Source organism: Akkermansia muciniphila (assembly GCF_030848305.1).
Lineage (GTDB): Bacteria > Verrucomicrobiota > Verrucomicrobiia > Verrucomicrobiales > Akkermansiaceae > Akkermansia > Akkermansia muciniphila_A.
Genome location: NZ_CP114598.1, coordinates 1,703,155 through 1,725,065, shown reverse-complemented (window position 1 = coordinate 1,725,065; position 21,911 = coordinate 1,703,155). Strand labels below are relative to the sequence as shown.

At 56.6% G+C, this 21,911-nt stretch carries 23 protein-coding genes; 12 read left to right on the top strand and 11 right to left on the bottom strand.

What is annotated here, in order from left to right; genetic code table 11:
- Positions 1 to 4 precede the first annotated feature (4 nt).
- A complete protein-coding gene (locus O4G22_RS07580; protein WP_306713846.1) occupies positions 5 to 460 on the top strand; it encodes a hypothetical protein in 456 nt (151 codons plus the stop codon).
- Positions 461 to 536: 76 nt separating this feature from the next.
- Here the strand turns inward: O4G22_RS07580 and gluQRS are convergent, their stop codons facing one another.
- The gene (gluQRS, locus tag O4G22_RS07575) at positions 537 to 1,382 is read right to left on the bottom strand and encodes a tRNA glutamyl-Q(34) synthetase GluQRS (protein WP_094135398.1); all 846 of its coding nucleotides are present in this window, start codon (positions 1,380 to 1,382) and stop codon (positions 537 to 539) included.
- Between the two features lie 131 nt (positions 1,383 to 1,513).
- Between gluQRS and O4G22_RS07570 the strand changes: the two genes are divergently transcribed.
- The gene (locus tag O4G22_RS07570; protein WP_094135296.1) at positions 1,514 to 3,388 is read left to right on the top strand and encodes an SLC13 family permease; all 1,875 of its coding nucleotides are present in this window, start codon (positions 1,514 to 1,516) and stop codon (positions 3,386 to 3,388) included.
- Positions 3,389 to 3,732: 344 nt separating this feature from the next.
- Here the strand turns inward: O4G22_RS07570 and gmk are convergent, their stop codons facing one another.
- From gmk to O4G22_RS07555, 3 genes are read right to left on the bottom strand one after another with little or no spacing between them, the layout of a single operon-like run.
- Complete coding sequence (gene gmk, locus O4G22_RS07565; protein WP_306701432.1) at positions 3,733 to 4,329, bottom strand: guanylate kinase; 597 nt, start codon at positions 4,327 to 4,329, stop codon at positions 3,733 to 3,735.
- Between the two features lie 5 nt (positions 4,330 to 4,334).
- Entirely contained in the window at positions 4,335 to 5,210 is an 876-nt protein-coding gene (locus tag O4G22_RS07560) for a YicC/YloC family endoribonuclease (RefSeq protein ID WP_290489229.1), read from the bottom strand.
- A 20-nt stretch (positions 5,211 to 5,230) separates the two neighbouring features.
- Complete coding sequence (locus tag O4G22_RS07555; RefSeq protein ID WP_306713844.1) at positions 5,231 to 6,505, bottom strand: valine--pyruvate transaminase; 1,275 nt, start codon at positions 6,503 to 6,505, stop codon at positions 5,231 to 5,233.
- Between the two features lie 108 nt (positions 6,506 to 6,613).
- On the opposite strand from O4G22_RS07555, the gene O4G22_RS07550 reads away from it, so the two are divergent.
- The 5 genes from O4G22_RS07550 to O4G22_RS07530 all read left to right on the top strand — a co-directional run bounded on the left by O4G22_RS07550 (position 6,614) and on the right by O4G22_RS07530 (position 11,288).
- The gene (locus O4G22_RS07550; protein ID WP_143246909.1) at positions 6,614 to 7,075 is read left to right on the top strand and encodes a hypothetical protein; all 462 of its coding nucleotides are present in this window, start codon (positions 6,614 to 6,616) and stop codon (positions 7,073 to 7,075) included.
- A 20-nt stretch (positions 7,076 to 7,095) separates the two neighbouring features.
- Positions 7,096 to 8,100 (top strand): hypothetical protein, encoded by a 1,005-nt coding sequence (locus O4G22_RS07545; RefSeq protein WP_306701430.1) that lies wholly within the window; start codon positions 7,096 to 7,098, stop codon positions 8,098 to 8,100.
- A gap of 12 nt (positions 8,101 to 8,112) precedes the next feature.
- Positions 8,113 to 9,132 (top strand): thioredoxin family protein, encoded by a 1,020-nt coding sequence (locus O4G22_RS07540; RefSeq protein ID WP_306701429.1) that lies wholly within the window; start codon positions 8,113 to 8,115, stop codon positions 9,130 to 9,132.
- A gap of 51 nt (positions 9,133 to 9,183) precedes the next feature.
- Complete coding sequence (zupT, locus tag O4G22_RS07535) at positions 9,184 to 9,996, top strand: zinc transporter ZupT (RefSeq protein ID WP_094135303.1); 813 nt, start codon at positions 9,184 to 9,186, stop codon at positions 9,994 to 9,996.
- A 95-nt stretch (positions 9,997 to 10,091) separates the two neighbouring features.
- Positions 10,092 to 11,288: a DUF805 domain-containing protein gene (locus O4G22_RS07530; RefSeq protein WP_306713843.1), complete on the top strand. Its 1,197-nt coding sequence runs from the start codon at positions 10,092 to 10,094 to the stop codon at positions 11,286 to 11,288.
- A 77-nt stretch (positions 11,289 to 11,365) separates the two neighbouring features.
- Here O4G22_RS07530 and O4G22_RS07525 read toward each other — a convergent pair whose 3' ends face one another.
- The gene (locus tag O4G22_RS07525) at positions 11,366 to 12,445 is read right to left on the bottom strand and encodes a 6-phosphofructokinase (protein ID WP_094135305.1); all 1,080 of its coding nucleotides are present in this window, start codon (positions 12,443 to 12,445) and stop codon (positions 11,366 to 11,368) included.
- A gap of 44 nt (positions 12,446 to 12,489) precedes the next feature.
- Positions 12,490 to 13,461: a D-alanyl-D-alanine carboxypeptidase family protein gene (locus O4G22_RS07520; RefSeq protein WP_297667737.1), complete on the bottom strand. Its 972-nt coding sequence runs from the start codon at positions 13,459 to 13,461 to the stop codon at positions 12,490 to 12,492.
- A 173-nt stretch (positions 13,462 to 13,634) separates the two neighbouring features.
- Between O4G22_RS07520 and O4G22_RS07515 the strand changes: the two genes are divergently transcribed.
- The 4 genes from O4G22_RS07515 (at position 13,635) to rpsF (ending at position 16,061) form a co-directional block, all read left to right on the top strand.
- Positions 13,635 to 14,045, top strand: a complete 411-nt coding sequence (locus O4G22_RS07515) for a thioredoxin family protein (protein ID WP_297667738.1) — start codon at positions 13,635 to 13,637, stop codon at positions 14,043 to 14,045.
- Between the two features lie 146 nt (positions 14,046 to 14,191).
- Positions 14,192 to 14,452 carry a hypothetical protein gene (locus O4G22_RS07510; protein WP_094135308.1) on the top strand — a complete coding sequence of 87 codons (261 nt, stop codon included), beginning with the start codon at positions 14,192 to 14,194 and terminating at the stop codon, positions 14,450 to 14,452.
- A 19-nt stretch (positions 14,453 to 14,471) separates the two neighbouring features.
- Positions 14,472 to 15,341, top strand: coding sequence for a 4-hydroxythreonine-4-phosphate dehydrogenase PdxA (gene pdxA / locus O4G22_RS07505; RefSeq protein ID WP_306701427.1), 870 nt, complete (start codon positions 14,472 to 14,474; stop codon positions 15,339 to 15,341).
- A gap of 435 nt (positions 15,342 to 15,776) precedes the next feature.
- Positions 15,777 to 16,061, top strand: coding sequence for a 30S ribosomal protein S6 (gene rpsF, locus O4G22_RS07500; RefSeq protein ID WP_012420513.1), 285 nt, complete (start codon positions 15,777 to 15,779; stop codon positions 16,059 to 16,061).
- 290 nt (positions 16,062 to 16,351) lie between these two features.
- On the opposite strand, the gene hisH is transcribed toward rpsF, so the two are convergent.
- The 5 genes from hisH to O4G22_RS07475 all read right to left on the bottom strand — a co-directional run bounded on the left by hisH (position 16,352) and on the right by O4G22_RS07475 (position 20,878).
- The gene (hisH, locus tag O4G22_RS07495) at positions 16,352 to 16,960 is read right to left on the bottom strand and encodes an imidazole glycerol phosphate synthase subunit HisH (RefSeq protein ID WP_094135310.1); all 609 of its coding nucleotides are present in this window, start codon (positions 16,958 to 16,960) and stop codon (positions 16,352 to 16,354) included.
- Positions 16,961 to 16,965: 5 nt separating this feature from the next.
- Positions 16,966 to 17,556 (bottom strand): imidazoleglycerol-phosphate dehydratase HisB, encoded by a 591-nt coding sequence (gene hisB, locus O4G22_RS07490; protein WP_012420511.1) that lies wholly within the window; start codon positions 17,554 to 17,556, stop codon positions 16,966 to 16,968.
- Between the two features lie 286 nt (positions 17,557 to 17,842).
- Complete coding sequence (locus tag O4G22_RS07485; protein ID WP_306701426.1) at positions 17,843 to 19,069, bottom strand: hypothetical protein; 1,227 nt, start codon at positions 19,067 to 19,069, stop codon at positions 17,843 to 17,845.
- Positions 19,070 to 19,209: 140 nt separating this feature from the next.
- Entirely contained in the window at positions 19,210 to 19,815 is a 606-nt protein-coding gene (locus O4G22_RS07480) for a 50S ribosomal protein L25 (protein ID WP_297545107.1), read from the bottom strand.
- 133 nt (positions 19,816 to 19,948) lie between these two features.
- Complete coding sequence (locus O4G22_RS07475; protein WP_012420508.1) at positions 19,949 to 20,878, bottom strand: ribose-phosphate diphosphokinase; 930 nt, start codon at positions 20,876 to 20,878, stop codon at positions 19,949 to 19,951.
- Positions 20,879 to 20,960: 82 nt separating this feature from the next.
- On the opposite strand from O4G22_RS07475, the gene O4G22_RS07470 reads away from it, so the two are divergent.
- Positions 20,961 to 21,911, top strand: coding sequence for an exosortase/archaeosortase family protein (locus O4G22_RS07470; RefSeq protein WP_094135315.1), 951 nt, complete (start codon positions 20,961 to 20,963; stop codon positions 21,909 to 21,911).

Below are 21,911 nucleotides of genomic sequence, written 5' to 3'. Positions count from 1 at the left end.
GGATATGAACCACGACGCGGCACCAGCCCCGCCGCACCGGGGCCTCCTGATTAAAAGCGCGGGCCTCCTGGTGGCCGTCTCCCCCCTCTGCGCATGGCCCCTCCGGGATATCTTCCCTTCCGCCGCGTTGCTGGCCCCCCTGTTTCTCGCCTCCGTATTCGCGGGAACGGCATGGGCCATGAAAAAAAACATCCATGAAACATTCCTGCCGGTAATTCCGGCGGTACGGGTTACCCTGGCCGCAGGGATGGCCTTCACAGCCGTCATCCTGTTTTCCCAGGCGGCTTTTATCTGGCTTCCCCTGATACTGGCAGGAACGGCAGCCATACCGCACGCATGGCTCATTCCTCTGGGGCATCTGAATCTTCTGGTCATCCTGTGCTCCCTTCTCCTGCTGACCCTGGCGGCGTTTTATGCGTGCCTGCTCTGCATCGGCAAGAAAAACCCGACCGGCTGCTGAAAAAACGCAGGCGCCGGCTTGAATCCAGCCTTTTCCGGCGGAAACAACGCGACCCACCCTATACGGTGAAAATCCCTCAGCTCTCCCGCATCAGCCGGAACACGTCTTCCGGCCGCATCCCGGCGGCACGCATCTCCTGAAGGCTCAGGCTCCTGTCCCTCTTGGCAAGCCTCTTGCCGGAAGCGTCCTTCACCAGCCGGTGATGATACCACTGCGGAACAGGAAGCCCCAGCAGGGCCTGAAGCGTCCGGTGGATGCCCGTCACAGGGAATAAGTCCTCACCACGGCTTACATGGGTGACACCCTGGGCAGCGTCGTCCACAACCACGGCAAGATGATAGCTGGCGGCGCAGTCCTTGCGGCCCAGAATCACATCCCCCAATTCTTCCGGGCGGCAGACCTGATCTCCGAACCGCATGTCCCGCCACGGCAGGGGACCGGTAATCCGCGCCGCCGCACGGCAATCCAGCCGCCAGGAAAAAGGTTTGCCGGATTTGAGAAGCTCCTTCCTGCGCCCCTTGTCAAGCATCCGGCAAGTTCCCGGATATACGTCCACGCAGCCCCCCTGCGGCGCCCCGCCCATGGCGGCCACCTCCTCCGCAATCTCCCGGCGCGTGCAGAAACAGGGGTACAGCACGCCCCAATCCTTCAACGTCTGAAGGGCGTGTTCATAAGCGCTGAAGCGTGAAGACTGAACCATCATGGGACCGTCAAAGCGGATGCCCAGCCAGTCCAGATCGTTCAATATGCCCTGAACGAACTCCGGACGGCACCGCGTCTGGTCAATATCTTCCATCCTCAGCACGCACTTCCCGGAAAAACGGTCCGCCAGGGAACGGGCCTCCCATGCAGCCAGAGCATGCCCCAGATGGAGATTGCCTGTAGGGCTGGGAGCAAACCTTGTTATGATGGGGGAATCCATGCGGCGCACCAACAATAAAAAAGCGCAGAAACCTTTTCAAACCCTTTCCGGGAAATTATTGCGGCTTGACAGACAGAGGCCGGGAAAGTAGGAGAGTTGGACCCTTTCCCCACACCTTCAACTTTCAAGCCATGCTTTCTCTTCTCAACATCAACTTCGCCTCCGTCATAGGCTGGCTGGAATCAGCGGTCGCCCAGCAATGGATTGTCGGCATTCTGCTGGTCCTGTTATTCATCTGCTTCATCAAGGAATGGATGCCCGTGGAAATTACGGCCCTGACAGGCACCGCCGTCCTCATGCTTACGGGGATTCTGAACACGCGGGATGTTCTGTCCAGCTTTGCCAACAGCGGGCCGCTGACCGTAGTGTGCATGTTCATTCTGAGCGCTTCCCTGGAAAGAACAGGATTGATAGGAGACCTTTCCAAACTGTTCAACAAGGTAGCCAAGGGAAGGGAACTGACTGCCCTGCTGGTCATCACGCTGGGAGCGTTCATGGTTTCCCCCTTCGTCAACAACACTCCGGTGGTCGTCATCCTGATGCCCATCGTGCTGGCCTTCTGCAGAGACCATAACATCGCGGCCTCCAAACTGCTCATCCCCCTCTCCTACGCCACCATTCTGGGGGGAACCTGCTCCGTGGTCGGGACATCCACCAACGTGGTCGTTCTCGGCCAGGTGCAGAAACTGGGTTATGACGGCATCCAGATGTTCACGGTAACGCCCATGGGCCTGATTTATGCGGCGGCGGGTCTGCTCTACCTCTGGACAATCGGCCGCAAATGGCTTCCATCCCGCCCCACCTTGTCCACCATGCTTCCGGGCGGCATCCAGCGCGATTTCCTGCTCCAGGTCAGGATTCCCGCGGATTCCCCCCACATCGGCACCACCCCCATCAACCTGATGCAATCCGAACTGCTGGGCACCAAAATCGTGGAAGTGCGCCGCAGGGGATTTTCCATGCAGGAGGAGCTGCAGCACATCAACCTGGAAGAAGGAGACCGCATTCTTTTCCTGTGCAACGCCAGAAAAGTCAACCAGGTGCGGGAAGCCAAAGGCGTGGACCTGGGCTGGGACGACAGCCGCGGGCTGGAAACGCTGGAACAGCGCGACGTGCAAATCGTGGAAGGCATGATCGCCAACAATTCCGAATTCTCCGGGCTCTCCCTGTCCGAACTCAAGCTGCGCCAGCGATTCAACATCTTCGTGCTCGCTATCCACAGGCAGGGCAAAAACATCACGGACATGGGGCCGAATACCAAACTGGCGGCAGGGGACACGCTTCTTCTGGAAGGACCGCAGGAAGGGATGAACCGCATCCTGACCAAGCAGCGTATCATCCCCCTGAGCCAGCGCCCCGCGGAAGCGCACAACCGCAGCAAACAGGGCTGGGCCATCCTGGCTATGGGGCTGTTCATTTTTATCGGCCTGCTGGGGTCCTTTGAGCAATACGGGGAATTCTTCAAATTCTTCGCGCGTTTCAACCCTTTCTATCTCGCATTCATCGGAGCTCTTATCGTCATCATCTCCGGCTGCATCAAGCCGAAGGAAGCCTACCAGGCGGTGGACTGGGGCATTATTTTCCTGATCCTGGGCATGCTGTGCGTGGGGGAAGCCATGAGCAAAACCGGGCTTGCCAAAGCCATCGCATTCGGCGTAGTGGATAACATAGGCCCGTTGGGGTGCCTGGTCGCCATCTCCGGTCTGTATCTGCTCTGCTCCATTCTGACGGAGATGATCTCCAACAATGCCGTAGCCGCCGTCATGGGGCCGCTGGCTTATGAAATGGCCCTGCAATTCGACGCCAACCCCGTTCCCTTCATTCTGGCCGTCATGTTTGGCGCCAGCGCCAGTTTCTCCACCCCTATCGGCTACCAGACCAACACTTACGTGTACAATGCGGGCGGCTACAAATTTAAGGACTTCGTCAAAGTGGGGCTTCCCCTCAATCTGCTCCTCTGGGTTATTTTCACCTGCGCTATCGGCTGGCTGTATCCGTTCAAGTAAAAAATACTTCCCGGCCAACGGAAAAGGAACCAAAGCTTCCGGCTGAATTTGCGCAACGGATACAAGGAAGCGGGACAGCATCTGACCTACCGGGGCGCCTCATTCGAGGCGCTTCGCCTGGAGGATCATTTCAGCATTGAATTATTCAAAAAGCTGATGAATACCCTGCCCGTCAAGAATTCCGGCCCACCTTTCTTCACGCAAGCTTAAGCGGAGGAAAGGAAATCGCATATCATCCGGATATGGGAAGAGAGCCAATTCCAAATGTTTCGGAACCGGAGAGCCATTCCGGATGCCATGAGATTGGGAGAAAAACGCAGTTCCCCCAGTAAAAACGCAAAACCTTAGTCCCGCATCAGCCCCACCCGCATGGACTGGCATTTGAGCAGGGCGCAAAAGGAAGCATAATCCGCCTCGCGGTCAGCGGAAACCAGGCAGTACTGGTACTGCGGCAGGCAGGCGTCTTCCTGTTCCGCATTGCGAAGGCGCAGGGCGATGGTTTCCGCTCCATCCGTCTGCCGGCCGCAAAGGCGGTTTTTAAGCTCTTCCTGCGGCACGTAAATGTAAACGTCCGCGTAACAAAGGGGAAGAATTCCCTCATGGCAGGAACGGACTTGCCCGGCCCCCTGCACGTCGATATCCATCACCACGTTTTTCCCCTGTTCCAGAAGATTCAAAATATCCGCTTTCAGCGTGCCATAGCGGTTACCGTGCACCTCCGCGTATTCCAGAAAGTCCCCCCGCTCCACCCTGGCGTCAAATTCGGTGGCAGTCAGGAAATGGTAATCCACCCCATTGACTTCCCCCGGCCTGGGCTGGCGCGTCGTGCAGGAAATACTGTACACGCACAGACCGTTTTCCGTCGCGCGGCGGCACAATGTCGTCTTCCCGGAACCGGAAGGTCCGGATACCACCAGCAACGTTCCCAATGGCTGTTTCATGGCTGTCATTCGATGTTCTGAACTTGTTCCCTGATTTTTTCCAGCTCCGTCTTGGCGGCCACAACCAGATGGGCCAGCGTGGAATCGTTCGCCTTGGAGCCGATGGTGTTGAATTCCCGGAAGATTTCCTGGCAGAGGAAATCCAGAGGCCTGCCCGCGGGAGCGGAGGAACCGCACAAAGTACGGAACTGGTCAAAATGGGAGGAGAGACGGGTAATCTCCTCGGAAATATCGCACTTGTCCGCAAACAGGGCTACTTCCCGGATGATGCGCTCATCATCCGCGGAAACGGACAGGTCGGCATCCGCCAGGCGCTTAAGCATGGCCTCCCGGAGCCTGACAGGCACGGAAGGTGCATGTTCCGCAATACGGAGGCGGAATTGTTCCAGGACATCCAGCTTGCCAAGAACGTCCGCTTTCAGGTTGGCGCCTTCCGCCGCGCGCATGGAGATAAAATCCTCCAGGGCGGCTTTAAGAGCCTTTTCCACCACCGGCCACGCTTCTTCAGGAGAAAGTGGCGCTTCCGCCGCGGTAGTAACGATATCCAGCCTCAGCAGGTCGGACGCCTGGAGGGGCAGCGGTTGACCTGTCAGGCCAGACGCACGGTTCAACAGCTCCGCCAGGGAAGCCAGTTTTTTCTCATCAAGCTGGAGGGAGCCGTCCGCTTCCTCCAGACGCTCCACGGAGATGGAGACGCCTACGCGGCCGCGGGAAACGGCCCCCTGCACGATGGGGCGCACGGAGGCGTCCCATTCCGCACAGCCGCGCGGCACGTTGACGGCGATTTCCGTTTGTTTGCGGTTAACGCCTGATATTTCAACAAGAATATTGTAACGGTCTGTCTGGGCAGCGGCTCTGCCGAAGCCGGTCATGCTGTTCATGGATACGGTTCAGGTTTGGATTAAGAACGGGAGTAGGCCTTGCGCACTTCATCCGCCACGATGGAAAGCCCCTTGCGCAGGAGTTCCTCCGTCTGGGTAAAGCTGATGCGGATGCATTCATGACGGTGCGGCCAGGGTTCCCCCTCCTCCGGAAGGGCGAAGAAAAAGTGATGGCCGGGATTTACAAAACAGCCCCGGGACTTGCACCGTTCGTAAAGCTCCTGGCACGTGATGGGCAACCCCTCAAACCACAGCCACAGGAACATGGCGCCCTCACTCTTATGAACGCGCCAGGGGATGGAGTCTCCGAAGAGTTCCGGCAGCAGGGACAGGGCGAATTCCGCCCGGCTGCGGTAAAACGGCGTAAGGGTCTCACGGCAGACTCTATCCAGAGTGCCGTCTTCCAGGTAAGGCGTCACCAGAGCCTGGCCCAGATTGTTCGGACACAGGGAGGATGTGGTCACCATGCTCACTACGGCACGAATGATATCCGGGCGAGCAATGACAATGCCGGTGCGCGTGCCTGGCAACCCGATCTTGGACAGGCTCATGGTCAGAATCATGTTTTCATCCCAGGCCGGGGTTACGGGCACAAAACAAATATTGGGCAGCGGAGGCCCGTAAGCATTGTCGATCATCAGGGGAACCCCGGCGCGGGAAGTCATTTCCCGCAGAAGCCCCAATTCTTCATCCGTCACTACGTTCCCGGTGGGATTCGTAGGCCGGGACATGCAAACGGCGGCCGTTTCCGGACGTATGTCCAGACGGTCAAAATCAATCACATACTTGAACGTGTGCTCGTCCAGCATGCGTATGCCGGGCCGGATGCCCCGGAACATGACGCCGCCGCACAGGGATTGGGACTGGTATCCCACATAATCCGGGCACAGGGGAAAAAGGATTTCACGCATAGCGCCGTCCGGGCACGGCCCCGCCAGCATGTTAAACAGGGTAAAGCAGGCCATCTGGCCGCCCTGGGTGATTGCCACATTTTCCGGCGTCAGGTTCCATCCGCAACGTTCATTGAGGAAATGCACCAGCGCACGGATGAAAGCGGGATCCCCGCCAGGATGGGCATAATGGCCCACCAGCACGTCAAATTTTCCATTCCGCACCAGTTCCTCCATGCTGCGGCGCCAAAGTTCCGTCACCTCAGGAATAACGGCGGGGCTCCCGCCGTTCAACTGGCACAGGCCTGCGTCTCCCGAATGAAGGGCCTTAAACAAATCCTCCATCAAATCATCAATACCCGTTCTGGCCGTCAGATGGCCTCCGATCTCCGATAATTGCATCATGCCGCAGGCATTGTAGCCGCATACGCGTTTTATGCGAGAAAAATCATTGTCCCGCAGGGCGCATGAACGGTTTGACTTTCCCCTCCGTTAATGTTCATAATCCCAGGCATGTTCAACATCGTGCGATTCACCAGGCGTACCTGTCCGGCTCTGGCCCTCACGCTGGCCCTTACTTCGTGCGACAGCAGTACGAATGAAGCTCTGACCTCCTTCCTGACGGGAAATTCATCCCAGGAACACCAGCAGCTCCAGGCCCAGCTCCAGCAGATGAAAAACGCTCTGGCCCAGACGGAACAGGAAATAAGCCAGGCGGAATCCCACGACGCCCGCGTAAATTACAATCTTCAGAAAAGACTTTCCAACCCGGGAAAAATCACGACGCCCTTCACGGTGAAGGATATAGACATCCTGCCTTCCAAACGCCGCGACTTCGAGCACCTGTGCTTTGACATTGAAGACATGCGCAAAACGCTGGCGCAGCGCAAGCAGGAATTCCACGCCCTGCAATACCAATATAACGCGTATGCGGCCAAACTGGCCGAATTCAAACAGACCCACCCGGTAGATTAACATCCATTCCTGCGCATTCCATGACCGACGCCCCCGCACCCAGCCAGCCGTCCGGCGAAACCCTTCCCCCCGCTGAAGACGAAACCCGCTTTGCTCCCAAGGAAAACGGAGGGAAACACAAGGAAGAAAACCCTGCCCCCGCCATCAAAAAACGTCTGAAAACACCTCTGGACGTCATCTCGGAACACGTTGTGGAAGAAGAATCCGCCCGGCAGGAGGATTCCGAACGGAAAGCCAGGGGAGACGCTCTTTTCTGGAACCTCTGCCTGGGTCTGTTCGCCCTTATCGTCATCAGCGCCGGCTACATTGTTTATGAGAAATTTTCCCAGCTTCCGGATCCGGTCAAAGACTCGCGGGAAGCTTTGGAAGCCAATCATGCCCAGCTTCTGAAAAAGCAGGAACAGCTCAGGGAAATACGGAACAGGACCGCGCCCAAGGAACAGCTTCTCAGCCTTCTGGATATCTTTGAACACACGGCGTCCGACCTAGAAGAGACTCAAAAGTCCATTGAAAAAGAGAAAATGCGCGTGGCCGGCATCCGGGGGGAAATCCGCTCCTACTTCGAACGCTACCGCCAACACGCCAGAGCCAAGGCGCGCGGCCGCAAGTTTGACATTCTGAAGACATCCCATTCCGGCAAAACTTATTTGAATGTGGAAATCACCCGCGTGGAAAATGAATTCGTGCGCATTATGCACGAACAGGGAAGCACCTCCATTCCTGCCGGAGATCTTCCTGACGACATCCGGGAAATGCTGGCCTACGGCGATCCGCTGAATATTACGGCCATGAACCAGACGGACGCCTCCCTCAAGTCTCCCGTCATCCGCAAGGCGTCCTCGCCAGTCCCGGCGGCAGCCCCCACGCCCCAGCCCGCTAAAAAGAAAGTGGTGGTGGAAGATCTGGAGCCGCCTGCCGGAAAACCGAAAATTGAAACGCCCACCCACACGGGGGATTCCGGCAGCCCCTCTTCCGGAAACATGTGGGTTCCCCCCGCCCACTCTCCGCTTCCTCCCATGCAATAATGAACTCCCGCCATGAAAAAACTCATACATCCCCTTGCGGCCATATTCCTAGCCTGGGGTGCCGGCGCCTCCGAAACATGGTGCGCGAACCCCGCGGAAGCCATGCAGAAAGCTGCCGCGCAGAATAAGGGAGTGATGCTGGAATTCACCGGTTCCGACTGGTGCGGAGCCTGCATCATGCAGAAAAAACAGGCTCTTGCCCTTCCCGAAATTCAAACAGCCATCTCCCGTTCCTTTATTCCCGTGGAGCTGGACTACCCGCGTAAAAAACAGCAGGACGCACAGACAAAATCTTCTCTGGAAAACTATAAAAAATCCTACGGCATCACCGGATTCCCCACGCTGGTGTTTGCGGACGCCCATGGGCGCCCCGTCCACACCGTCACAGGTTACGCCAATCCTGGCCAGGTTATGCAGGATACGAAAAAAGCGGAGGAAGCGCTCAACACGCAGCAGGCCCTGACGGACAAGCTGGAGAAAAAACTCACTGACCGGCAGCGGCGGGACACGCTAGTCCAGTTGCTGAAAACGGTTCCCCAATCCAGCATCCGCACTTTCTACAAGCCGGCTCTGGCAGAACTGGAAAAACTGGACCCGCAGGACGCTTCAGGAATTCTTTCCGAACTGAACAGGAACAATCTGCTCCATGCCCAGATATTGGAATGGGCCGATACGTTCCGCCGGAAAAACGTTCACATTCTGGCGGAACAAAATCCTGATGAAGCGCTTTCCATCATGGACAGTTACTTGCAAAAGGACGGGCTTCTTCCGGAAGTCAAACAAGCCGTTCTCATGCAAAAAGTGAACCTGCTCATGCGGCAAAACAGGGTCAATGAATTGGAACGGCTTCTCCAAAAAGGCGCTGCGCTCCTTCCGGAAAGTTTTGAAGGAAAAGCGTTCAGCAGGCTTCTGGACAAGCTGCCTGAAATCAAAAAGGAACGGGGCCACCTGAAGCCGGGGGAAGAACCACCCCTGCCCCCCGGCGCTATCCGGGCCGTGAAAATGATTGTTCCCCCGGCATCCGCGAAATAAGACAACCCTCTCTTTACTGTCGGGGAACATCCCTGCCCGGCAGATGCACGCATGGACCTTTCCGCCAATCACATTCTCGTTGTCTTCCTGCTCACCACACTGGCAGGTCTCGCCACCGGCATAGGAGGCTTCATCGCCTTCTTCATGAAAAGGACGGACACGAAGGCACTTACTTTCGTTCTGGGATTATCCGGCGGAGTCATGGTATATATCTCCCTGGTGGAGCTGCTGGGAGAAGCCCAGCACAGGTTGATGGAGTTCGAAGGCCATACGGCAGGCTCCTGGATTGCCATTGCTTCCTTCTTCGGAGGAATTGCCGTGGCGGCTCTCATTGACTATCTGGTTCCGGAAGACGAAAACCCGCACGAAGCGCGCGGCCCGGAAGATATCCATGGACAAGCCAGCGGTGAATTTTCCTCCTCCCGAATTAAAAGGTCCGGAATTCTGTTCGCCCTGGCTATCGGCATCCACAATTTTCCGGAAGGAATCGCCACTTTTGCCGCCGGATTGGACTCCCTGACCTTGGGCACCTCCATCGCCCTGGCCGTAGCCGTCCATAACATTCCGGAAGGAATCGCCGTGGCGGTACCTCTTTACTACGGTACGGGCAGCCGTAAAAAGGCCCTCTGTTATTCCTTCCTCTCCGGCCTGGCGGAACCGATGGGAGCAGCCATCGCCATGTTCTTCCTGTTCCACTTCCTCACACCTACCGTACTCGCGGTTCTCTTCGCCTCCGTTGCAGGCATCATGGTCTTCATCTCCTTTGACGAACTGCTGCCCATGGCGGAACGCTGGGGACACCATCACATTTCCATCATGGGCATCATCGCCGGAATGCTGCTGATGGCCATTGTCCTGATCTAAACCTGTTTCAGGAGAAAAATTTCCGTGTCCTGGGCGCAGGCGCATTGAGCATTCCCCGGCATCAGGGAGTCTAAACGGAAACCCCCTTTTTATCCATGCCGGAATCTCCTGCTTCTCCTGCTTCTCCTGCTTCTCCTGCTTCTCCTGCTTCTCCTGCTTCTCCTGCTTCTCCTGCTTCTCCTGCTTCTCCTGCTTCTCCTGCTTCTCCTGCTTCTCCTGCCGTTTCTCCAGTTTCCACGCAGGCATCTTCCTTTTCTTCCCCCCTCTCCTGCTGGAAAAAAGGTTTTCTTCATTATGCGAATTTTCGGGGCTGCGCTTCCCGGGCGGAATTCTGGTGGTTCATGGCTCTTCCCCTTCTGGCGCTGATTCCAGCCCTGGCGGGGTATATCCTGACGGACTGGCTGCACATTCCGGATACAAGATTGAGCATCTACGGAGACGCTTTAACCATCCTCCTGTGGGCGGTGTTGCTCATCCCAAGCATCTCAGCCGCGTTCAGGCGCCTGCATGATACAGGCAGAAGCGGACTCTGGCTTCTTACCCTTTTTATTCCCTTCGGACTGGGGCACCTGACCTTTTTTTATCTGACGCTGGGAGAAAGAAAGGCGGACGGCAACAAATACAGCCGCCGTCCGGAATCCCAACCGGCTGATTCCCCTGTCGGAGAATTGAAAGGACAGCCGCTGACCCCGTTTTACCTTTACTGGCTCATCAGCCTGAGAAAACTAAATACGGTGGCAGGACGCGCGTCCCGGTCGGAATTCTGGTCCTTTTTCCTCCTCTCCATCCTCCTGTTCCTGCCGCTGGGCTACAGCATGGTAGACGTTGACAGCCGTCCGACGGGTTTCTACACCTCTCCTGCCCTCCAAATCCTGTTGTATGCCGCCCATCCGCAAGATGCTCTGATTCTACTGGCTCATTCCTGCTTCAATCCCACCTTTTACTTCTTCTATCAATCCGGAGAGCTGAGCATGCTTTCCCTGGAGCTTCTGGCGGCTGTGGCGGGGCTCAATATTCTCTTCAATCTGCCGGTCGCCGTACGCCGCCTGCATGACAGCAATCTGAGCGGGAAATTCATCCTGATTCCCATTCTTATTTTCATCGTCACTTTCCTGCTGATTTTCCTGCTGCGCCTGGTCCCGGAAGATATGGCGCCCTACCTGAACTACCTGGGAATGGTGTCCAGCCTGATGGATTTGCTTTCCATCCTCTTCCTGTCCATGATGCTTCTTAAAAGCTCTCCAGGCCTCAATGAATACGGCGCGCTTCCACAAAAAATAACCGTATCCTGATTCCAGGATACGGTTGAAAGACAAGCAAAGCCCCACCGGGTAACAATCAGTTTTCCCCGTGACGCAAGCGGAGAACGTCAGTCCCCGAAGCATACGCCCAAATCGCGAGCCGTGCGCACCAGCTGGCAATCGGGGTCTACCCGCTTCAAGGTTTTCACGGCTTCCTCAATGGGTACGGCAGTCATCTGCGTCCCGCGGAGGGCAACCATGCAGCTGAACTGGCGCTTTTCCACCAGCTCCACAGCATAACTGCCGAACCGGGCTCCCAGAATCCGGTCATAGGAACAGGGAGAACCGCCGCGCTGGATATGGCCCAGCACGCAGGAGCGAGTTTCAATCCCAGTGGCTTCTTCCAGTTTTTTGGAAACCACCTTGCCGATGCCTCCCAGGCGCACTTCCCCCTGGGTCTTTTCATCCAGCAATACCAGTTCGTCCGCCAGACGGGCTCCTTCAGACACCACTACCAGGATTTCCCGCTGTCCGGCAGCCTTGCGCGCCTTGATGCATTCCACCACGTTTTCAAGGGAAAAAGGAATTTCCGGCAGAAGAATAACATCCGCACTTCCTGCGATGCCGCCTTCCAAAGCAATCCATCCCGCATGCCGCCCCATCACTTCCACCACCATCATGCGCTGGTGCGCGTTCGCGGTGGTTTCCAGACGGTCCAAAGATTCGGAAACAATGGAAACGGCGCTGTAGAAGCCGAAAGTGACATCGGTGGCGCCCAGGTCATTATCAATAGTTTTGGGCACTCCAACTACGGGAAGCCCTATCTCGGAAAGCAACAGGGCCGTGGACTGGGAGCCGTCTCCGCCCACGACGATCAAAGCATCCAGCCCCAGCCGGCGGACAGTGGCCTTTGTTTTTTCCAGCACTGCGGGTTCGATAGACCCCTTTTGGTCCACGCCCACCTTGATGGCAAAGTTGCCTTTGTTCACGGTTCCCAGAATGGTGCCCCCCTTGGCGCGCAATCCGCGGCAGGCGACAGGGGTCAGCCATTCAAACCGTTCATCCCCTTCCTCGGACAAAAGCCCTTCAAAACCGTCGTAAAAGCCCACAACGTTCCAGCCGCGACGGGAAGCCGCGCCCACAACACCTTCAATAACTGCATTCAATCCGGGGGAGTCGCCCCCGCTATTCAAAACACCGATGTTCATATTAGACGGCTCTTATAGCAAAAAATTCCGTTCCCGTCTACTTCCTATCTCCTTTGTGAAGCAGATTTCATAGGAAGCTGGACAAATTCCTTGGGATCCTTCATGTCCATGCCGGAAGCCTGCCAGTTTTCCCAAACGCGCCAGCCGGTATTCATCATTTCCCTGGCGAGGGAATAGCGGTTTGCAGAACCAAGAACCGCAATAATCATGCGTTGCGGATAAATCACTTCCGTCCCCGTTTGAGGGCTGCGGCGGGAAATCGCGTTGCGCGTCACGCTGAGCAACAGGCAGGAGCCGGCGGCGCGGGAGGTGCCCGCCTTGATGCCGTCCACGCCGGAAGAGCTCATGAGTTTGTTGTTGTTGGAAATATCATACATCGTCCTGCCCTTGGTCTGGGACTGCACTTCAATGCGTCGGCTCGCCTGGGAAACAATGTAGCAAAAAGCCGGGTTTTGCATGCTGTAAACGCCCAACAGGGCCATATCCAGCGCGCAGGAAGTGGAAACGGAGTTTCCGGCGTCCAGCCCGTGGGGAGCGGTAAAGTGCGTTTTGGACATCCTCAACGAACGGGCCAGATTGTTCATTTCCCCCACGAAAGCGGCAATGGGGGCGCCCCCGCCCCGGCGGGACACCAGGTCCCGACCGACAAAGGAGGCAATAGTCAGGGCGGACACATTGTCCGAGCCCAGCAGGGTGGAATACAAAGCGTCCCGGAGCGTCAGGCGGTCTCCCGGCTGGAGATCCATGGGATTGCCCGCACGGAGACCAAAAGCTTCCTGGGGCACGGCAATGAAAGTGTCCAGCGGCAACCGCGTACGGGCCACCCAGTCCAAAGTCACCATGGCTGTGGCTACCTGGGAAAGACTGGCCACGGGTCTTTTTGCTTCTGCGTTGGAGCTGAAAAGAAGCTTGCCGGAATTGGCCTCAATGGCAATGTAACTGGGCCGTTCCTGCGCCTGGGCGGAAAACTGGAATACACAGGCCAGGGTCAAAAAGAATAGAGATAGCTTTTTCATGGCGGGACCGGCGGGATAGTGCCCATTCCCTCCTCATTTGAAAAGTCTAAAATATTTTCCGTACAACACTTATATGTCATGACACGGAAAAACGCATTGACCTTTGGGGCTCCGTTCTATTTGTTGTGGGAAGAGTCTTCCCGAACGGAAGCGTTCCTGACATACCCAGCGCCATGACCAGCATTCAGCTTTTTTACAGCCGGGACTGCCCGGGAGACATCCTGCGCGCCAATACCCTCCAGGCGTTGGACCATCTGGGCATTAATGCGGAGATGCGAACCGCGGAAACCGTTCCGGAGCAGATTGGGGCGCCTCTGCCCGCACTCGCCATTGACGGAAAAATCGTCGTTTCCGGCGTGGAGCCTTCCGTGCGCGAGCTGGAACTCCTACTCAAAGACCACCTGCAAGAACGGGAAGAGGATTCCCCCTGCGGAGCGTGCGGCATGGGATGCAACGGCATAAACGGCCCGGAAAACTGCCCCATGTGCGTACAGGACGGAAAGAACGGCAGCATGGCGGGCAGAATCATCGGTTTTGCCATCCTGCTCATGATCCTGTTCCTCGCGATGAAAATCCTGTCCTGAATATTCTCATGCCGGGGCGCCTCTTTTTGCGCGTCCATCCTCTTTCAGGAAATGAAGGTGTACGGCTGTTAACGGCGTTTGCCAGCCCACGCAGGCGGTCTTGATAATTTCTTGAATTCCCCTTTCCTCCGGCACACAGTAGAGGCATGCGCTCCTTCTTCGGTTCCATTCTCCTGATTCTGGTGCTGGCGGCCCTTGGCGTCACCATTTATTATCACTGGTCCACCAACTCCCACCTGGAATTCGAACTCCGCAACCCTGACGAGCCGGAAAAAACGATACAAGTCATCAACATGGAGAAACGGGCGGCAGCCCTGCAGGCTGTTCCGGAGGAAAAAACTCCTGTTTCCCCCGCGGAAGAACTTCCCGCTTCCGCTGCCGGAATGCCGGAAGCCACGGAATTGTAATCACGCCCCTTTCCGAATCATGAAACCGGTCATTGGATACACGCTGGGCGACCAGTCGGGCATAGGCCCGGAAGTCATTTCCGCCGCGCTTGCTTCCGGAGAACTCCCGGAAGGCGCGGAATACCGCCTCATCGGCAAGAGAGAGAATCTTCCCCTGGGCAGGCCTAACGCGGAATCCGCCAAACACGCCTTCGACCATCTGGAACAGGCGGCCCATGCCCTGCGGGAAGGAACGGTGGACGCTGTCGTCACCGCCCCCGTCTGCAAGGAAACCCTGCATGAGGCAGGCTTCCGCTGGCCGGGGCAGACGGAATTCTTTGCAGAACGCCTGGAAACGAACAATTACGCCATGTGCCTGACTGGAAAACGGTTGACGGTGGGGCTGGCAACCATCCACACCTCCCTCCAAAGCGTGCCGTCCCTGCTGAAAACAGAGGAACTGGTCCGCATCGGAACCCTGCTGAAAGACTTCTGCATCCGCAAGGGAATCATGCGCCCGCGTATCGCCCTGGCAGCCCTGAACCCCCACGCCGGGGAACACGGCGCTTTCGGCGATGAAGATGAAGCCATCATTTCCCCGGCCGTGGAACGACTGAGGAGGATCAATACGGATGCCGCATTTGACGGGCCTTCCGTCCCGGACTGCGTGTACCGGGATGCCGTGGAAGGGAACTATGACGCCGTGCTGGCCCCTTACCATGACCAGGGGTTGATTCCTCTGAAGCTGGTGGACTTCCATACCGCCGTCAACGTCACCCTGGGCCTGCCCCGCCCCCGGCTGAGCCCGGACCACGGAACCGCCTTCAACCTGGCGGGCACCGGAAAGGCCAATCCGTCCAGCACCATCCACGCTTTCCAGCTGGCCGTACAGATGGCGCAGACGCGTTAACGTTTTTCTTCTTTCCGGAGCTCTTCCCGCCACACCCTGCGCAAGACAAAGCTGTTCCGGAGGGGAACAAAGCCCTTCTGCCCGTGGCAGCAACCGCTCCAGCGGATCTGCCTCCCGCCAGTTCCTCCTTTTTTTGCAGGAAAAGGAATCCTTTACCCGGGAAAAGATCATATCCTAAGTTGCGGCGTCCACTTCTTTTCCGTACGGCACCCGCCAAGCGAACGCCGGAATCGTCTCTCCTACAGCAAAGGCCGCCGGCAGGAAACGCCATGCAGAACAATTCTTCCGTGCCTCAGAGAGGGTAAAACGCAGGAAACGGCATGTTCCCGGAAACAAGGTAAAAAATAGGCTTGCTTTCTGAAGGCAATCATTGCACCTTACTTGCCCGCAAGGTGCGCACCGTTCGCACGACACATTTCTAATTATCACAAGACCATGAGAAATTACGAAGCTCTTATCGTATTCAACATGAAGGGTACGGAAACTCCCGTTGAAGAGTTGATCAGCACCGTAGCCGCCGCGATGAAGGAAGAAGGCGCCGACATCACCGCCACGGAAAACGCCGGCCGCCGCGAATTCGCCTACGAATCCAACCACCTTTCCGCCGGGCAGTATGTGACCTACACGTTCTCTGCGGAACCTTCCGCCATCAGGCCCATCCGCGAACGCCTTCGCCTGAATCCCCAGATTCACCTTCAGTATTACAAGGTGCTCGGCTAAATCAGGCCCATGCGGACGAAGTTTCCGCTCCTTGCTTTTTTACCAAAAGGACCGCTCCCGTGAAGGGGCGGTTCTTTTTTCTTATGAACTACCCTCCCTTCCCCTCTGAAGGCAAAGCTCCCTGCTCAACAAATATTCCCCGCCTCTAAAGCAATATTGACCAGGAACCGGCAATAAGAGACTAATCGGCCGCTCTTCGAGAATCACGCTTCATTTGATTCATCGTCCCTCCTGCTCCCCCTTGCTGTCAGGAAAAAGAGCCGGCAACCTGTGAGCCGGCAATTTCCGCCTTACAGGGAAATAAAGTTTTCCAGCAGTTTCACGCCCAGTTTCTGGCTCTTTTCCGGATGGAACTGGGTGGCGACCAGATTGCCGCATCTGACAGCGGCCGCAAAACGCACGCCGTAGGTGCAGAAAGCGGCAATCAGGGATTCATCCTCCGGCTGAGGATAATAGGAATGCACGAAATAAAAGTACGGTTCCTTCCCCATGCCTTTCCAGATGGGATCGGCGGGATCGGCTAGAGCCACGCTGTTCCAACCCATGTGAGGCACCTTGAGTTCCGATTCTGAAAACCGGACCACGCGACCCTTGAGAATTCCCAGTCCGGGGACTTGTTCGTCTTCCTCCCCGCTTTCAAAAAGGACCTGATAGCCCACGCAAATGCCCAGAAAAGGCCTGTCTCGCTCTATCCACTCCCGAACTAGGGGCACCAGATTCTGGCGGCGCAGCTTTTCCGCACAGTCGCCGAAGGCGCCCACGCCTGGAAGAACCAAATGGGTTACGCCCGCCGCATCTTCCGGCGTACGCACCAGGTGCCCCGTCACGCCGGCGGCCTCAAAGGTGTTCAGCACACTGCGGAGATTGCCCGCACCGTAATCAATCACGCCCAGTTTCATGTATTTTACAGCATTCCCTTGGTTGAAGGCAGCGTCCCGGCGGCCCGGGGATCAATCGCCGCAGCCTGCCGCAACGCATGCGCGATGCCCTTGAAGACAGATTCCGCAATGTGGTGGCCATCCCTGCCGTAAAGCACTTCCACATGCAGGTTGCAACGCAGGTTATTGGCCAGCGCGCGGCAGAATTCCTCGCAAAGGGTCAGCGGAAAGTTGGGAGCATCCGGCAAACCGCCTTCCGGGATACGGAAAGCAACATACGGGCGGTTGCTCAAATCCATCACCACGCGCGTAAGAGTTTCATCCATGGGCAGGTAGGAACAGCCGTAGCGGACAATGCCCTTTTTGTCCCCCAGCGCATTTTTAATGCATTCCCCCAAAACGATTCCCACATCCTCCACCGTGTGGTGGGCGTCCACTTCCAGGTCTCCGCGGGCCTGAAGGGTCAGGTCCATCAGGGAATGGCGGGCCAGTAAGTCCAGCATGTGGTCAAAAAATGCATGCCCCGTTGCGACGGCGGCGCATCCCGTGCCGTCCAGGTTCAGTTCCATGCTGATGTCCGTTTCACCCGTGACCCGTTTGCAAGAAGCGTTCCTCATGCAGCACTTCTATACTGAAGACGCGGCGGAAGAAAGCAGGAAATATCGCATGGGAAAAGATTTGCCCTCTTCTTCCCGCAAAAAACCATGCAGACCGTTAAAGGAACACGCCTCCGGCACCGCTCCGACAGAAAAATTTCAGGAATCTTTAACAACGAATTGCGCAAAGCCGACGGACGGAAAGCCCGACGGACAGGATGGAATCAACCCATACTTGATCCATCCCATCCGCAAACGCTATTTCCGACATGTTTCCCTGGAGCGTTTTCTCCGGAAAACGGCAGAATTATTTCTTTTGGGCCTTGGCCGCCTCGTCTCTTTCCTTCTGGCGCTTCTTATCCCGGTCTTCACGGGCTTTGCGTGCCGCTTCCGCACGTTCGGCACGTTCACGGGCACGCTGTTCCCGCAATCCCACGCGCACCGTTTCCGTCAGTTCCTCATAGTATTCCCTGGGAACCTGGGCGGTCCGGAGCTCCGTCAGAACCTCCATAGCCTCGTCAAATTTTTTCTCGTCACACAGATTCCAGGCCTTTTCCAGCGCAGCGGAACCGGCTCCGTTTTCCGGGTCCTGTTTTTTTAAGCGTTCCGCATCCGTAGCGGCTACCAGTTTAAGGTCTCTCATGGCTTCCAAAGAACCTGCCGTAGGTTCAAACCACCGGTCCCCGCGTTCCTTGACCTTCTTGCGCAAAGCACGGTACACTTCCGTGAGCTGGTTTTCACGTTCCCGGATGGCAGTCTGCCTTTTCTGGAAAGCATCCATCAGCTCCTGACGCTGTTCCTTTGTCAATTTGGGATTTCCGCGGCGCTTCTCTTCCTCTTTTCTCAGGGCTTCTCGTTCCTTCTCCAGGGACTTTTCCTTGGCGGCGATCATGACCTCCAGCTTACGGTTGAGCTGTCCGGCAATTCTGGCGGCATCCGGATAGGCATCCGCCAGAGCGGCGGAACCGGGATAACCGTCGCGCAAGCGGTCATACACGGCCATGGCCCGGTATGGATTGCGCACGGCAAGCGCCTTGAAACGCTTCAGCAATTTGTTGGCTTCATGATCGTATTTGGTGCGCACGGTCACTTCCGCCTCCTCCCTGGCATCCTGAGCAGCCTGTGCTTCCTCCGTCAATTTCTTCTCTTCCAGCAAAACCACTACTCTGGCCCTTGCCTTGACGGCGGCGTCATGGGCGAGCCCCTGGGGATTCTTTTTAATGGTCTTGTCCAGGTCCGCCAAGGCTTTTTCCAAATCCCCGGCATTCATGGTTTCCGGTTTGGCATATGTTTTGCCGATTCGGGCAGCTTCCAGTTCATCCGGAGTCGCCTTCCTGATGGATTCAATCAAATCCCTCTTCACAGTCACGGAATCCTTGATCCCACCGGACACGGGAACCAGGAGGCTGACGCTTTCCGGCGTTTCCACTTCTACCGTGCAATTTTTGTAAACGGTTCCATCCTTGAGTTTTACTTCATCTGCAGCTGCAAGCGGAACGAATGCGGCCAACACCAATATGAGGGACTTGTTCATAAATCTAAGGCTTTTCCAGATTGATCAGACAAATACGTATCCTGCACTTTATCAAAAGACGCCCTGTTGGCGACAAAAAAAAGCCCGGAGCCGCAAAAACGGCTCCGGACCCGGAAAAGAAGAAACAGTATGTATCAAACTTATTTCTCGGCAGCAGCATCTTCAGCAGCCGGAGCCGCTTCCTCGCCGGAAACACGGGGAGCTTCCACAATAGCGACGATCACATCGCCGGCCAGTTCCGTAGTTACGCCGGAGGGGAGCTTGAGATCGGCAATGCGCAGACTTTCACCCAGCTTCAAACCGGAGACGTCAGCGTTAATGGCTTCCGGCAGATCCTTCACCTGGCAGATAATTGCCAGTTCATGAATGGTCTGGTCCAGAACGCCGCCCAAAGCCACGCCGGCGGAATCGCCTTCCAGAATGACGGGAACAATGGAATGGATGACCGTGGTGTCGGTCACAGCCTGGAAGTCCACATGCAGGCAGGCGTTGGTGATGGGGTTGTGCTGCACTTCCTTAAGGAGAACCTTCACGATTTTGCCGTTGATATCCAGGGCCACGAGGATGTGTTCGGAAACGGCGGAAGCCAGCATGCGGGCAAATTCACGGGCGTCAACCTGGATATTGACGTTGTCAAAACCGGGACCGTAAACCACGCCGGGAACCAGGCCCTGGCTGCGGAGTTGCTTCAGATTACCGGAGCCGCAGGCTCTCGTTTCGGCCTTGAGGGAATGGGATGTAGCCATGTTTTATAGAGGCAATATTGAGTGTTGATTGATGATGTTTCCTAATCGGGTTCAGGCAGAGGCCCCGCCGGGATTTCCGAACCCGCGTAAACCGGTACTCAGGTCAGGGCGCAGGACTCTGCACTAAAATTGTCTAAATGTCAAATAATGATGATACGGATTCTCCGTCATGTATGCGCTGCACGGCATGACCCAGCAGATCTCCCACGCTGACACAGTCCACCTTGGGGCCATAAGCCATGGGAACAGTGTCGGAGGTAAGAACGCGTTCAATGCAGGAACCGGAAATCCGTTCGCGGGCCATGTCCCCCAGCACGCCGTGGGAAACGCAGGCGAACACGCGCTGGGCTCCCCGTTCCTTCAGGATATTGGCGGCAGCGCACAGAGTGCCGGCGGTTTCCGTCATGTCGTCAATCAGGACGGCATCGCGACCTTCCACGTCACCAATGACATTCATGGCTTCCACATGGGTGGCGTTGACGCGGTGCTTGGCAACAATGGCCAATTCCGCACCCAGAGCGTCAGAGTACGCGCGAGCCATTTTCACGCCGCCCACATCCGGGGAGACGACGACCAGTTTCTTGAGGTCTTTAACATAATGTTCGCGCAGGTGACGGATTAAAACGGGGGCGGCGTACAGGTGATCCACCGGAATATCAAAGAATCCCTGGATCTGGGCGGCATGGAGATCCATGGTCAGCACGCGGTCCACTCCGGCGGCCGTCAGCAGATTGGCCACCAGCTTGGCGGTAATGGGAACGCGGGGCTGGTCCTTGCGGTCCTGGCGGGCATACCCGAAGAAGGGAACAACAGCCGTGATGCGTCCGGCACTGGCGCGGCGGGCGGCATCTACCATCACGCACAATTCCATGATATTATGGTTCGTGGGCGGGCAGGTGGGCTGAATGAGGAAAACATCCTTGCCCCGGATGTTTTCATTTATCTTTACAAAACTTTCCCCATCAGGGAAAGTATTCACCGTAACGTTCGTCAACTGAATGCCTACGCTTTGCGCAATGCGCTCCGCAAGTTCTCTGTGTGCTGTACCGCTGATAATCTTCATACCGGAAACTGAAAAGCGGACGCATTCTGAACACAGGTCCGCATAATCGCAATACTTAATTCTCACAATTTAATTTTTCTCCATGATGGATTCCCCCGTTCCTGACGGCAAAGAGAGATTTCTGACCGCCCCCATGATCGCCTCCCTGGCCGTGAGCACGCTGCTGCTGGCGCTGACTTATCTGGCATTCCCGGAATTCGGTTCATCCGGAAATGAAACCAGCATCCAGTGGCTCATTTCCTCCTGGAACAAGCAAACGGATTATGAACACGGCTGGCTGGTGGTTCCCATCATCGCCTTCATGCTGTACCATGCCAGAAAGAAAATTGCCCAGGCTCCCAGACGCATGGACTGGCGCGGCCTGATTCTTTTCATCCCGGCGATCATGCTTCTGATGCTTTCTTTCCGCGTGGGGCAGCCCCGCGTGGCCGTAGGCGCTCTTCCCCTGATTTTACTGGGCGGGGCCTGGTATCTGGCCGGACCGCAAACCGCCAGGCTGTGCGCCTTCCCTCTGCTCTTTTTCTGGCTGTGCATCCCCCTGCCCTCCTTCCAGCAGGCTACGGTAGGGCTGCAAATCATCGCGACGGAGCTGGGGCATTGGGGAGCAACCGTCTTCGGGGTAGATACCTATCTGCAGGGCACCAATATCCGCTCTACCGGCGGACACTGGGACGCTTTCAATATTGCAGGAGGGTGCAGCGGCATGCGCTCCCTGATGGCGCTGCTCATGCTGTCCGCGGCCTGGGCCTACCTGTCCGACCTGAAATTCTGGAAAAAATGTGTGCTCTTCCTCAGCGCGATTCCCCTGGCTGTCATCGGCAACGGTGTCCGCATCACCAGTATCGTGGTGATGGCGGAATACGGAGATCCCGAGTTTGCGTCAAAAACCTGGCATGACTGGTCCGGCCTGCTGTTTTTCTTCCCCATCAGCCTTTTCGGCCTGGCGGCCGTCCACTCCCTGCTGGCCGGGGAGCTGATATGGAAGCCGTCACAACGAAAGAAACTGGTTGTCAAAATGAACAAGTCCCATTAA